This is a genomic window from Actinomyces bouchesdurhonensis (assembly GCF_963540955.1).
Taxonomy (GTDB): domain Bacteria; phylum Actinomycetota; class Actinomycetes; order Actinomycetales; family Actinomycetaceae; genus Pauljensenia; species Pauljensenia bouchesdurhonensis.
The window spans coordinates 1-13297 of record NZ_CAUTSL010000062.1; the positions used below are offsets into that span (position 1 = coordinate 1).

The following is a 13297-nucleotide window of genomic DNA, read 5'->3' on the forward strand; positions in this document are numbered from 1 at the left end:
CGGGCAGGACAGGCCGACGACATCGTCCACGTACTTGTGCTCGTAGTCGTAGAACTCGCCCTCGGGGACGACGATCTCGCCCAGGGGCGCGGTGCCGCTGCGCCAGTCGTGACGCGAGCCCAGCACGCCGCACTCGACCTCGCGGCCCGAGATGGAGGCCTCGACGATGACGCGCGGGTCGTGGTTCGCGGCCTCCTTGATAGCCACGGGTAGGTCCTCGCGGCAGGTCACGCGCGAGATACCCACGGAGGAGCCGGCGCGGCAGGGCTTGACGAAGACAGGGAAGCCGAGGCGTTCAATGCGGTCCATGCACGAAGCGGGATCTGTTTCCCATTGACGCGCAGTCACCAGAACCCAGCGGCCCACGTCAATACCAGCGGCCGCCAAAACGGTCTTGGTCAGGTGTTTGTCCATGGAGATTGCCGAGGAGGTGACACCGCAGCCGACGTAGCGCGCTCCAGCCATCTCAAAGAGACCTTGAATGGTGCCGTCCTCGCCATAGGGGCCGTGCAGGAGCGGAAAAACGATGTCGACGTGACCCAGATCCTCCACACCGACGACGCGGGAGTCGCAAGCATCAGGGTCGCCATCGTAGGTGAGTTCAACGAGGTTACCTTCACCGGGGGTCAAGGCGACGCGGGTGGATCCAGCAGTAATCGACTGTCCCTTCCCATCCTTGAATGTCAGGGCAGACGGATCGTCGGCAACACGCACCCATTGGCCATCGCGCGTAATTCCCAAGGGGATCACATCCCACTTGGTGCGGTCGATGGCGGTGAGGATACCGGCGGCAGTCGCACAGGAGATTTCGTGCTCTGAGGAGCGTCCACCGAACACAATGAGGACGCGGGGGCGTGAAGGTGCAGTCATGAGTCTAAGCCTACCGCGCGTCATGCTTTCCCCGCCCGCGCGTGTGCTTTTTAAACCAGTTCGATCTTCCACCCATCCATCTTCTGCGGGCGTGCAAGCAGCATACGTCCCATGTCCTCGATCGTGGCACGCCCCTCGACGACCTCGACGACGGCACCCGTAATCGGCATATCGACGCCGACAGAGGCAGCCACCTGGAGGATCGGCCCAGCCGACGCGACGCCCTCGACGACACCCGGAGACAGCGCCATGGCCTCGGCCATGCTCATGCCCGATCCCAGCCGATGCCCCAGCGAGAAGTTACGGGACAGACGCGAGGAGCAGGTGGCGACCAGGTCACCGATGCCGGACAGACCGGCGAAGGTCGCAGGATCCGCTCCGAGCGCCGTACCGAGCCTGGTCATTTCCGCAAGGCCGCGGGTGATGAGCGTCGAACGCGTGTTGAGTCCCAACCCCATACCTTCGGCGGCACCAATAGCAACGGCGATAACGTTCTTCGTGGCACCCGCCATCTCCGTGCCCACGACATCCGTGGAGACGTAGGGACGGAAATAGGGGTTGTGACACGTCCTGGCAATCTCCTTGGCGAGTTCCACGTCGCCCGAAGCGACAACCGTCGCAGTGGGCTGCCGATCAGCGATTTCGCGCGAGAGATTCGGGCCAGACAGGACCGCGATGCGCCTCCCGGGGACGCCGGAAGCGTCGGCAATAATCTCATCCACACGCCGCAACGTCCCCAGCTCGAGGCCCTTGGCTAAAGAAAGCAATACGACCTCGGGAGCCAAATAATCCCGGGCGGACTCCAACGTTCGACGGACCGCTTTAACCGGCACAGCGACCACCACGAGGGGCTTTCCCTCAACAGCATCGGCAATGTCACTGGTCGCCGAAATACGCTCGGAAAGGGTGATACCCGGCAGATAGGACGGGTTTTCCCGCCCATTAATGAACGAAACAGTGTCGGCGTTGCGCCCCCACATAGTGACTTCCACGCCAGCGTCCGCGAGTACCTGAGCGAACGTCGTTCCCCATGCTCCCGTTCCCAGGACCGCTGCTGTTGTCATACTCATCGAGACCTCCCTGTCAGGCCCAGTCTACTAGGATGGGAAAAACGTCACACCCCAAGGAGGGGCTTTGTCTCACCGTCGTGTCATTCCCGCCGCAGGGTTCACCGCCGCTATCCTCGCACTCGCCGCCTGCACGCCCGCGTCCCCGCAGGTGCAGCCGACCGCACGGCCCGCCCCGGCCTCGTCCATTCAGGTCCCCTCCCCCGCCCCTTCCGAGGATGCCCAATCGAGCACAGCAAACGTGCCGGGTGAAACAGACCTGGACTCAACCAGGCCGATCAACGCGGACAATTGGATGTCCTCGGTATCAATGCTGCCTCCCGTGCGGGCCGAAGACCCCGACAAAGCGCTGGTCCTGACAGCGATCCGGGCAGCCTCCCACGAGGGCTTCACCCGCGTCGTGCTCGAGTTTGACGGCGACGGCTCACCCGGCATTCGTCTGGCCCAGTGGAGCGACCAGGTGCTCGAGCAGGGCCGGGGGCTACCCATCGAAGTCGAAGGGGCGGCCGTGCTGGAACTGATCATTGATGGCACACCGATGACGGCAACCTCACCGAAAGGGAACTACCCGAGCGGCGAGCACACGCGCTCGGGCGACCTCGACATCGTCTCCGATGGCACCTTCGAGGACAATACGCACATCGCTATCGGTTCGCCCACGCAGCGCCAGTTCCAGATCGGTTTCCTCACCAATCCAGTGCGTCTAGTTGTTGATATTCGACACTAACCTCTGTGCTTGGTGGCTTTCTTCGCCTTCTTGGCTCGCTTGGCCTGCACTTCCTCCCACCAGGGGCCGGCCTGAGTCGCGGGATCCCAGACCTTCTCAGGCACGGGCAGGCCGCGCAGCTTCCCGACGCCCGCGCGCACAGCGTCGCTGATGCGCCGCGTCGCCTCGTTGACAGCATCATGGTCCTCAGACCCGGCAGGACTCATCAGATCAGACAGATCAACAGGTGCGCCGAAATGGTAGGAAACACGGCGGCCCGGGCGCATATCCATGCCCTTGGCATTGTAGGGAGCCATAATGGCCTGCGGCCCCCACTGCGACACGGGGATAACCGCAACACCCGTGTCCAGGGCCAGGCGGGCAGCACCGGACTTGAACTGCATGGGCCACTGGTCAGGGTCACGCGTGAGGGTACCCTCCGGGAAAATGCCGACGACCTCGCCCGCTCTCAGGGCATCACGGGTGGGTGCCAAGACAGCCGCAGGATTCGAATCGCGATTAACGGGAATCAAACCCATGCCCTTGATGATCCACCCGAACACCGGCACCGAAAACATCGACTTTTTCGCCAGAAAACGAACGGCAGTGTCACGCTTCATGAAGTACCAGCACAGGCACAGCGGATCAACGTTCGACAGGTGGTTCGGCACCAGGAGGTAGCCGCCCTGCGCGGGCAGGTTCTCTTCACCGCTCACGGTGAACTTAATCCAGGGCGTCATGATGGGCGTCAAGACACCCTTGGCGAAAGCGTAAAAGCCGGAGACAGCACTCATGGCTCAATTCTAATGGGAGCACCGCCCTCCAACGCAAAACCCCAACACTAGGTTAACGAGCAACCGAATGCAGCTCACACACCTGGCAGGCGACCACGGGAAAACCGACGCCTCACACGAGGACCGACACCACCCCGGGTGCCACATCCACCGTGAAGGGAATCGACGCAACACGGTCACCATCCGCCATGGCGACCATGCCCTCAGGGGCAGCGAAAGACACCACCCGCGCACTCTCAACCTCGATGGCAGGATGATTCTTCGCGCGTCCGGCAACCACCCGAGCCAGAATCGGTAGGGCCCGCACGACCGACAAGGACCCCACGTGACACACCTCGACAATACCGTCGCTCATGTCTGAAGAATCCACGAGAGTAATGCCCCCACCGAAACACCCCGAGTTCGACACGGACGCAATCCACCCACTCATGTTGCGCTCACGGCCATCAACAGTCGCCACGACGTCAACCGGTTCGTGCGACGCCAATGCAGCAAAAGCCCCGTAGCCGTACGCCAACGGGCCAGACGTCACAGAAGACTCGTTAGCGAGGACGTTCGCACGAGCATCCAAGCCGATCGACACGATACCGAGCGCGAGACGCACCCCCTCACGCGAACGCACCCACATGCCATCCAGGGGACGCACGCGCTCCTCCAGCCCATCGGAACACGACCGAGAGATCCCAACCCCGGCCTCGTCCCCGCGCGACGCATGAACAAAACCCAACTGCGCAAGATCACGAGCGCGAGCGAGAGGATCCGTACCAACGTGAAGGGCGCGGCACAAATCGTTACCACGCCCGCCGGGCATGGGAACAAACAAAGCGCCAGACTCGTGACACCCGCGCGCAACCGCACTCAGGTACCCATCCCCGCCAAGTGCACCAACAATTGAATCGACACCCACCCCGCCGGCGATCGCGGACGGGTCGTCGCCCGGCGTCGTCAGCCGAACAGCGACCTCCCAGCCGCCCCCGCGCAAGATACGCACGATACGCGGCCCCAAGCGCACACTGCGCCCACCCGCCGACATCGACGACACCAGCAGCAGAATGCTCCGTCGCGCTCCCCGCACACTCATCGTGTCAGTTGTCCACGTAGCTCACGCGCGCATCCAACTGATGGAGCTTGCGCGTGAAATGCTCATAGCCGCGCGAAATCACATCGATACCCGACACGGTGGACGTGCCCGACGCAGCCAGCGCCGCAATCAAATGCGAGAAGCCGCCGCGCAGGTCCGGAACCTCAATATCCGCGCTATGCAGCGGAGTCGGACCCGAAATGACGGCCGAATGGTAGTAGTTCCTCTGACCGAAGCGGCAGGGCGTGCCACCCAGGCATTCGCGGTAGACCTGAATGTTCGCGCCCATCTTACGCAGCGCCTCAGTGAAGCCAAAACGATTCTCGTACACGGTCTCGTGCACGATGGACAAACCCTCGGCCTGGGTGAGCGCAACAACAAGAGGCTGCTGCCAGTCAGTCATGAAGCCCGGGTGCACCGCCGTCTCCAAGGCAATCGAATGAAGCGGCTCACCCGGATGGTAAAAGCGAATACCGTCTGCGTCAATGTCGAAAGCACCACCCACCTTGCGGAATGTGTTCAGGAAGGTCGTCATATCGGGCTGGCGGGCGCCGCGCACATAGATGTCACCATGGGTCGCCAACGCGGCGGAGGCCCACGAGGCGGCCTCGATGCGATCGGGCAGGGCCGTGTGACGGTAACCGGTGAGCTTGTCCACCCCCTCGATACGGATCGTTCGGTCCGTGTCCACTGAAATAATCGCGCCCATCTTCTGCAAGACGTTAATGAGGTCGAGAATCTCGGGTTCAATGGCCGCGCCCTTCAGGGTCGTGATGCCCTCGTTGCGAACAGCTGTCAGCAGGGTCTGCTCGGTGGCACCGACGGAAGGGAAGGGTAGCTCAATGATCGCGCCACGAAGACCGGAGGCAGGGCGCTTGATGTGCACGCCGTCAGGCTGCTTGTCGATAATCGCGCCGAACTTGCGCAGCGTATCGAGGTGGAAGTCGATGGGGCGACCGCCGATGGCACAGCCACCCAGTTCAGGAATGAACGCCTCGCCCAGCTGGTGCAGGAGCGGACCACAAAAGAGAATCGGGATGCGCGAAGCACCAGCGAGCGTGTCGATGTCGGAACGAGAGGCAACCTTCACGTTGGATGTATCCATGCGCAGCGTGCCGCGGTCCTGATCGAAATCGATCGCCACGCCGTGCAGGCTCAGCAGGTCAGAAACCACGTCTGTGTCGCGAATGAGCGGCACGTTGTACAGCTCGGAGGGGGTGTCGGCCAGCAGCGAGGCAACCATCGCTTTGGGCACGAAGTTCTTGGCACCGCGCACGGTGATCTCGCCGCGGAGGGGATGGCCGCCTTCGACCTGAAGGATGGATGACATGAGTGCTCCTCACTATGACGTAACTGGCCCCTACTCTAGCTAGGTAGGGGCCAGTGTGCGAGGTGCGTTCAGTCGCGAGCGGATACCACCTCTTGCTTTGGTAAAAATTTCGCTGGAAGCGTGCGTGGTTTGAAGGCGGGGCGTGCGGCTTCGTAGTCCTCGATTTCCTTTTCGTGGCGCAGAGTCAAGGCGATGTCGTCGAGGCCCTCCATGAGGGTCCAGCGCACGTAGTCGTCGATCTGGAAGGTGCCCGACATCGCACCGGCGCGCCAGGTCTTGTCCTCCAGGGAGACGGTGACCTCGGTGCCGGGCTCGGTCTCGAGGAGCTTCCACAGGGACTCGCAGTCCTCCTGGGAGATGATGCCGGTGACCAGGCCCTGCTTGCCGGAGTTCCCGCGGAAAATGTCGGCGAATTTGGGGGCCAGGACGACGCGGAATCCGTAGTCTTTGAGTGCCCACACGGCGTGCTCACGGGAGGAGCCGGTGCCGAAGTCAGGGCCGGCGACCAGGACAGAGCCGTTTTTGTAGGCCTCCTGGTTGAGGATGAAGTCGGGGTCGTTTCTCCACGCGGCGAAGAGGGCATCCTCGAAGCCGGTGCGGGTCACGCGCTTCAAGTAGACGGCGGGGATGATCTGGTCGGTGTCGACGTTGGAGCGGCGCAGCGGGACGCCGACGCCGGTGTGTGTAATGAACTTTTCCATGGTGCGTCAGTCTTTTCTTGGCGTAGGGACGAGGCCGGGGCCCTCCCCGCTGTCGGGTGGCGGGAGGGCGGGCCTCAGAGGTCGGCCGGGGAGGACAAGGTGCCTCGCACGGCGGTGGCGGCTGCAACGAGCGGGGACACCAGGTGCGTGCGGCTGCCTTTGCCCTGGCGGCCTTCAAAGTTGCGGTTCGAGGTGGAGGCGGAGCGGTCCCCCGCGTTCATCGTGTCGGGGTTCATACCCAGGCACATGGAGCAGCCGGCGTTTCGCCATTCGGCGCCGAAGTCAGTGAAGATGGTGTCGAGGCCCTCGGCCTCGGCCTGGAGGCGCACGCGGGCGGAGCCGGGAACAACCATGACGCGCACGCCCTCGGCCTTGTGCCGGCCCTTGACGACGGCGGCGGCGGCGCGCAGGTCTTCGATGCGACCGTTCGTGCAGCTGCCGATGAACACAGTGTTGACGGCGATTTCGCGCATCGGAGTGCCGGCCTTAAGGTCCATGTATTCCAGGGCACGCTCGGCTGCTGCGCGGGCGGTTTCGTCGGTGAAGTCCTCGGGGGCGGGGACGGTTGCGGACAGGGGCACGCCCTGACCGGGGTTGGTGCCCCAGGTCACGAAGGGTTCGATGTCGGCGGCTTCGAGGACGACCTCAGCGTCGAAAACGGCGTCCTCGTCGGAGGCCAGGGAGGACCAGTATTTGACGGCTCGGTCCCAGTCCTCGCCCTCGGGAGCGTGAGGACGTCCCTTGATGTAGTCGAAGGTCGTCTGATCGGGCGCGATCATACCGGCGCGGGCACCTGCCTCGATCGACATGTTGCAGATGGTCATGCGCCCCTCCATGGAGAGTTCACGGATCGCTTGGCCACGGTATTCCAGGACGTAGCCCTGACCGCCGCCGGTACCGATCTTCGCGATGACGGCGAGAATGATGTCCTTCGCACTTGACCCCGCGGGAAGGGAGCCGTTGACGGTGATTGCCATTGTCTTGAAGGGGGCCATGGGCAGGGTCTGGGTGGCCAGCACGTGCTCGACCTGGCTGGTACCAATGCCGAAGGCGAGCGCGCCAAACGCGCCATGCGTAGAGGTGTGGGAGTCACCGCACACGATCGTCATGCCGGGCTGGGTGAGGCCCAGCTGCGGGCCGACGACGTGGACGATGCCTTGGTCAGCGTCGCCCAGGGAGTGCAGGCGGATGCCGAACTCCTGCGCGTTCTTGCGCAGGGTGTCGATCTGGGTACGGCTCGTGATGTCGGCGATAGGCTGGTCGATGTTGACAGTGGGCGTGTTGTGGTCCTCGGTGGCGATCGTCAGATCGGGACGACGAACTTTGCGACCAGCCAGGCGTAGGCCCTCGAATGCCTGGGGACTCGTGACCTCGTGCACCAGGTGGAGGTCGATGTACAGCAGGTCGGGGGCGCCGTTCTCGCCCTTGGAAACGATGTGGTCGCGCCACACCTTTTCAGCCATCGTTCCACTCATTGGTCCTCCTCTGGTCTCCGCTTTGGAGACGCGGTGTCAGTCATGCGTTATTCCCTAATGGAAACGCCTTGACCGCCTGACAACCGTTCCGATCTCACCTCTCGGACGCTCCTTTGATGCGTTTCACTATCCGGCAGTTTGCCATCTCAATAAATGAGATATTAAATAGTTGTATGGAAGAGCAAACATCCAGTGGCGTCGGAGTCCTCGACAAGGCTGCGCTGGTCCTCAGCGCTCTGGAAGCCGGACCCGCGACGCTCGCACAACTCGTGACCAGCACTGGGCTTGCACGCCCAACCGCCCACCGCCTAGCCGTTGCCCTCGAATATCACCGCATGGTTGCCCGCGACATGCAAGGACGTTTCATCCTGGGTCCCCGCCTGCAGGAACTCTCCTCCGCCGCCGGAGAGGACCGCCTACTCCAAGCCTCTATGCCTGTCCTTCAAGCGCTACGCGACCACACGAAGGAATCCTCCCAGCTCTTCCGCCGCCAAGGAGACTACCGCGTGTGCGTCGCAGCCTCCGAACGCGAGATGGGCCTACGCGATTCCATCCCCGTGGGTGCCACGCTGTCGATGAGCGCAGGATCCGCCGCCCAGGTGTTGCTGGCCTGGGAGGAACCCGACCGCCTTCACCGTGGTCTGTACGGCGCATCCTTCAACGCGACCATGCTGTCCGAGGTGCGTCGCCGCGGCTGGGCACAGTCCGTGGGCGAACGCGAACCGGGCGTCGCCTCCGTCTCTGCACCCGTGCGCGGACCCTCAGGCCGCGTCCTGGCAGCCCTGTCCATCTCAGGACCCATTGAGCGCATGGGCCGCCAGCCAGGACGCCAGCACGGCCCATCCGTGATGGCAGCAGCTAACCGTCTCTCAGAGTTTCTCGCGACCGTCGAGGACGCCGCTGACCTCTAAAATTTAAGGCTACGGACAAGCGAGCGGGCCGGGACGATTCAATCGTCCCGGCCCGCTCACATTGTGTCGCTCACCCGTCAGGGAATCCAACGTCCATTCGCGTCGAAGGAGTAGGGGGTGCCCCCCACGACCACGCGTCCGGTTGCCATCGCACCTGACTGATAGCAGAAGAACCAACTGTCGCCGTCCTTGACCCAACCAGTGGCCATCTCGCCGCTAGCGTTCAGGAAGTACCAGGTTCCTCCCAGGTTCACCCAACCGGTGGCCATCGCGCCACTGCCACTCAGGTAGTACCAGGCGGAACCCAGGTACTGCCAGCCGGTAACCATCGCACCGCTGCCGCTCAAGTAGTACCAGGTGCCATCATCGTTGAGCCAACCGATTACCATGGACCCCGAGTCCCGATCCAGGTAGTACCAGGAGCCGCCGGTAGCGGTCCACCCTCTCGCCATCGCACCCGATGGAGCGTAGTAGCGCCACACGCCGTCTTCCTTGTCCCACCCGGTCTTCATCCAGCCGTCCGAGTCAAAAGCGTAGGTCTCACCGTTCAATTCGATGCGCTCATTCGCCGGGAAAGTGCCATCCGGGTAGCTCAGCCACCAACGCCCGTCCGCAGCGTGAACCCAGGTTCCGTCACTCGGAATGGGACCGGGTCCGACACGGTCCCCCGCCGCCTGCGTGAATACGGCGACGGTACGTGCCGGAACCTCGACGACACCCGTCTTACCGTTAAAGGAAGCACCCTTGACGATCTCGTCAGCACCCGTGGCCTGGGCCTCGTGGAGCGTGAACACACGACCTGCGAGGCCATCGACGCGCTGCTTGAGTGGCTTGTCCGTCGCATTGAACACGACGAGAGCACCATCAAGGGCAGGATCGACGTCGTTCGCGTCACCGGCCTGGTCATCAATGAGCATGATGATCGTCCCGTCGACAGCTGCCTCGCCCGAGTTCGGGAATGTCACCTTCTGGTTGATGAGCTCGGGAGTTCCCAACGTGAACAGGCGCGTCGAGGAGCGCACACGCAGGAAGTCCATCGCGATTTCCGACGAGGTGTCAATATCCTCCGGAGTCGGCTTGAGAGCCGGATTCTCCAACAGCGGGCGCATGTGATCCCACGCGGCGCCATTCTTAGATTTAACGGGCAGGCCACGACCGAAACCGTTGTCTTTCATCGTCCAATCGATCGCGTTGAAGTGGTCACCCGAGTTAAAGGAATCGCGGTCCAAAGACTTCGAACGCAGCATCTCAGTGCCGGATGCCCAGAACGCGGGTGACTGCGACAAAGTGACGGATGCCTGACTCATCAACGACATGCGCACACGGTTTTCCATCGGAGCGCTGGCCGGCATCTTGTAGGTCACCAGGTCGAAGAGCGTCTCATTGTCGTGGGCATCCACGTAGTTGACGTTTTCAACCGGGCTGGATGCGAAGCCGGCGCCTTGCCCGTTGTAGTCGAGCTTCATGCCCAATACCGTCTGACCGTCGTATGTCGTCATCGTGTAGTTCTTCAAGTTTCCGACCAGGCCCAGCTTCACCAGGTCAACCCGGTGGAGATAGTCGGCACGCCGCTCCTGCGCGGGGCGTGTATCGAGTCCATTCTCGTCGGAGAAAGCGCCTGAACCAAATCCCTGGAAGACACGGTGATCGTCGTCGAAGGGGCCGCCACCGTGGACGGCGTCACGCAGACGATCATTAAACGAGCCGATACCGGTTCCGTCGAGCTGCCCCTGCGTGGCCTGTGTAAACAACGCGTTATTGGCAACTTCACCGAAGTTCCAGCCTTCGCCGTAGATGTACAGGCGTGATCCATCCACGCCGTCCTTCTCCAGAGTCAGCTGCGAGAGGGCTTCCTTGGCGCGTTTCATCGCCGCAGCCGGGTGATGGCCCATCAGGTCGAAGCGGAAGCCATCGACGTGGAAGTACTTCGCCCAGTGGATCATCGAGTCGATCATGAGGCGCTCACTCATCGCGTTCTCTGTTGCGACGTTCGAGCAGCACGTCGAGGTTTCGACGCCACCTGAGGCATTCAGGCGCTGGTAGTAGCCGGGGACGACGCGGTCGAGCACCGAGTTCGAATCCTGCCCGGACGCGGGGGTATGGTTGTAGACCTGGTCGAGGACGACCTGCAGCCCGATATGGTGCAGGCCGCCCACCATGGAGCGGAACTCGCGGATACGCGCACCGCCGTTTTGGTGTGGCGCGGTCGCGTAGGAACCCTCCGGGGCCATCCAGTGCAATGGGTCATAACCCCAGTTGTAGGCGTCTTGGTCGGCGACTTCGGACACTGCAGCTTGCTGTTCTTCGGACGCCGGTCCGGCATCCTTTGGGATGTCGGGCACCTGTTGGTCAGAGCGCTTCTCTGGGATGGTCGCAATGTCGAAGGTGGGCAGCAGGTGCACCGTGTTCATGCCGGCGCGTGCCAGTTCGCTCAGATGACGCATCCCGTTGGACTGGTATTGCGTGAACGCCATGTAGGTGCCGCGCATGTTCTCGGGTACAGACTTGTCATTCGCCGAGAAGTCGCGCACGTGTAGCTCGTAGATAGAGCGCTGCGCGTCGTTGTCGATGACCGGGGCCTTGTTACTCGTCCATCCGTAGGGAGCGATCGATGGGTTGTCCATGTTGACAGCCACAGAGCGCGTGGAATTGACGGTCAGGCCCACAGAGTATGGGTCGGTCACTTGATTGGTTTCGACCTTGCCGGTGGAGGGAACGTAGACGCGTACCTCCCACAGGTATTGGGCGCCTTCCTTAATGGCACCGTCAGCGTTGTCGACGCTCCAGCGGCCACTGTCGTCACGCGTGGCCGGGGTACGTACGGGGTCTTGGGCGATCTCGTCATCGGCGCCGCGCGGGGTGCTGGTATTCCACGACAGCAGGGTCACGTCCTTGGCGGTGGGCGCCCACAGCGCGAAGGTCGGGCTTCCTCCCTCGTTCCATCCCACACCGTACGAGGCCTGGGTGGCCTTGGCGGCGTACAGGGAGTCGAGGGCGGGCGCGATCTGCACGCCTGTGAAGGCGTTAATGGCTCCGTTGCTCTTCTGTGCGAGCGCAACCTGCCCGGTGAGTGCCTCACCCGCGCCGGCCTCGTCGAGAGGCGCCTCAAGAGCGATGTAACCGTTCAGGTTCGGGTGAGCTGCGGTGACGTCGGCGGGAAGGTCACCGACGACGCTCAGAGGCGTGGTGTTGCCCCCTGTGACGGAGCCCTCCGCGACAGAGGCGCCACCCTCGGGGGCGGTCACCAGCTCATAGGTGAGCGCCGCGGAACCATCGAGAACCTGGGCGCGCGTCACGCCTTGGGGCAGCAGCGAGGTGGGCCAGGCCAGCATATTGGCGCTCACCCAGTAGGCACGCTGCTCACCCGAACCCACGACCGGAACATCGGAAGACGCAATATCAAGCTTGTGGGTCGCCGAGTCATAGGTGAAAGTCACGAGATTGTTCGCTTTCGTTGCAAACTGGTAGTTGGCGCCACCAGCAGCGCCGTCTTGCCCGTAATTCTCGTTCCATGAGCCACCGATGGCAACCTTGAGTTCGTAGGAGCCCTCGGGAAGCGCAGTCGTCGCGTAAGTGTAGGTTCCCCCGCCGACCGGTTCCATGAGCGGAGCCAGGCATTCGGGTTTCCAGTTGTCCGAGCAGCCCAGGGCCTTTTGCATCGAACCGGGCAGAGTCACCATCTGGTCGGTGGCTGTGTTCCACACGCGATGCGTCGCATGGTTGTAGTAGAAGGTGACAGCTGTTTCTTCCTTGAGGGAGTAGGCGATGTTCGCGCCGCCGGGTTCTCCGCCCTGGCCGAAGGACACATCCCACGTTCCTCCTTCTGTGACCTTGTATTCGTAGTCGCCGGCGGGCAGGGTAAATGTGGCTGTGTAGATGCCGGTCGCGTCACGCTTCAGTGCTGCTTTGGCGCATTCGGGCGCCCAGTCGGCATCACAACCCATTACCTTGTTATGGTTACCAGGGATTGTCACCAAGAGGTTATCACCCGATCCGACCCCGCCAGTATCGACCGCCTGAGCAATCGCGTCTTGGTTTGTCGATTCCTGCTCTGGTTCAGCCCAGGCAGTCGGGAGAGCGCCCCCCATCAGCGCGAGCGCGGCGCCCACACCCATAGTTCGCCGTATCAGCGTCCTGTTGTGTCGGTATGTCACGAAAGACTCCCTCGTCCAAAATGATCCCCGCGTGTCGGGGCTGTTCCTAGGTTAGACAGTCAGTAACGTCGAGTAACAGTTTTCCATCAAGGACAAGGAAAAACGCGGAAGCGATAGATAAAAAACCTCGTCACCTATCCGATGACGAGGCCTGTGGTACCCCCAACCGGATTTGAACCGGTGTTAACGCCGTGAGAGGGCGTCGTCC

The 13297-nt window shown here is 62.6% G+C and carries 10 protein-coding genes; 2 read left to right on the plus strand and 8 right to left on the minus strand.

Features of this window, described 5'->3' with window-relative positions; translation table 11 throughout:
• Together RYL44_RS08905 and RYL44_RS08910 are read right to left on the minus strand one after the other, a co-directional pair.
• Positions 1-870, minus strand: an 870-nt coding sequence (locus tag RYL44_RS08905) for a D-alanine--D-alanine ligase family protein (protein ID WP_314975759.1), incomplete at its 3' end; no start/stop codon positions are given.
• Between the two features lie 50 nt (positions 871-920).
• Positions 921-1940 carry an NAD(P)H-dependent glycerol-3-phosphate dehydrogenase gene (locus RYL44_RS08910; RefSeq protein WP_073983063.1) on the minus strand — a complete coding sequence of 340 codons (1020 nt, stop codon included), beginning with the start codon at positions 1938-1940 and terminating at the stop codon, positions 921-923.
• Between the two features lie 64 nt (positions 1941-2004).
• Between RYL44_RS08910 and RYL44_RS08915 the strand changes: the two genes are divergently transcribed.
• Positions 2005-2664 carry an AMIN-like domain-containing (lipo)protein gene (locus RYL44_RS08915; RefSeq protein WP_314975760.1) on the plus strand — a complete coding sequence of 220 codons (660 nt, stop codon included), beginning with the start codon at positions 2005-2007 and terminating at the stop codon, positions 2662-2664.
• Here the strand turns inward: RYL44_RS08915 and RYL44_RS08920 are convergent.
• The 5 genes from RYL44_RS08920 to leuC form a co-directional block, all read right to left on the minus strand.
• Positions 2661-3437, minus strand: a complete 777-nt coding sequence (locus RYL44_RS08920) for a lysophospholipid acyltransferase family protein (protein WP_073983062.1) — start codon at positions 3435-3437, stop codon at positions 2661-2663. The two genes, RYL44_RS08915 and RYL44_RS08920, sit on opposite strands and share 4 nt — an antisense overlap.
• A 112-nt stretch (positions 3438-3549) precedes the next feature.
• Positions 3550-4518: a diacylglycerol/lipid kinase family protein gene (locus tag RYL44_RS08925; protein WP_276739800.1), complete on the minus strand. Its 969-nt coding sequence runs from the start codon at positions 4516-4518 to the stop codon at positions 3550-3552.
• Between the two features lie 4 nt (positions 4519-4522).
• Complete coding sequence (gene murA, locus RYL44_RS08930) at positions 4523-5848, minus strand: UDP-N-acetylglucosamine 1-carboxyvinyltransferase (RefSeq protein WP_073983060.1); 1326 nt, start codon at positions 5846-5848, stop codon at positions 4523-4525.
• 68 nt (positions 5849-5916) lie between these two features.
• The gene (leuD, locus tag RYL44_RS08935) at positions 5917-6549 is read right to left on the minus strand and encodes a 3-isopropylmalate dehydratase small subunit (protein ID WP_314975761.1); all 633 of its coding nucleotides are present in this window, start codon (positions 6547-6549) and stop codon (positions 5917-5919) included.
• 74 nt (positions 6550-6623) lie between these two features.
• Entirely contained in the window at positions 6624-8024 is a 1401-nt protein-coding gene (leuC, locus tag RYL44_RS08940) for a 3-isopropylmalate dehydratase large subunit (protein ID WP_314975762.1), read from the minus strand.
• 173 nt (positions 8025-8197) lie between these two features.
• Between leuC and RYL44_RS08945 the strand changes: the two genes are divergently transcribed.
• Positions 8198-8935, plus strand: a complete 738-nt coding sequence (locus RYL44_RS08945; protein ID WP_009647526.1) for an IclR family transcriptional regulator — start codon at positions 8198-8200, stop codon at positions 8933-8935.
• 77 nt (positions 8936-9012) lie between these two features.
• Here the strand turns inward: RYL44_RS08945 and pulA are convergent, their stop codons facing one another.
• Entirely contained in the window at positions 9013-13050 is a 4038-nt protein-coding gene (gene pulA, locus RYL44_RS08950; protein ID WP_390883819.1) for a pullulanase-type alpha-1,6-glucosidase, read from the minus strand.
• Positions 13051-13297: the final 247 nt, after the last annotated feature.

Excerpts from the sequence above, each read along its gene's own strand:
- RYL44_RS08910 (WP_073983063.1), bottom strand. The coding sequence starts at position 1,940 with ATGAGTATGACAACAGCAGCGGTCCTGGGAACGGGAGCATGGGGAACG.
- RYL44_RS08920 (WP_073983062.1), bottom strand. The coding sequence starts at position 3,437 with ATGAGTGCTGTCTCCGGCTTTTACGCTTTCGCCAAGGGTGTCTTGACG.
- RYL44_RS08925 (WP_276739800.1), bottom strand. The coding sequence starts at position 4,518 with ATGAGTGTGCGGGGAGCGCGACGGAGCATTCTGCTGCTGGTGTCGTCG.
- murA (WP_073983060.1), bottom strand. The coding sequence starts at position 5,848 with ATGTCATCCATCCTTCAGGTCGAAGGCGGCCATCCCCTCCGCGGCGAG.
- leuD (WP_314975761.1), bottom strand. The coding sequence starts at position 6,549 with ATGGAAAAGTTCATTACACACACCGGCGTCGGCGTCCCGCTGCGCCGC.
- leuC (WP_314975762.1), bottom strand. The coding sequence starts at position 8,024 with ATGAGTGGAACGATGGCTGAAAAGGTGTGGCGCGACCACATCGTTTCC.
- RYL44_RS08945 (WP_009647526.1), top strand. The coding sequence starts at position 8,198 with ATGGAAGAGCAAACATCCAGTGGCGTCGGAGTCCTCGACAAGGCTGCG.
- pulA (WP_390883819.1), bottom strand. The coding sequence starts at position 13,050 with ATGGGTGTGGGCGCCGCGCTCGCGCTGATGGGGGGCGCTCTCCCGACT.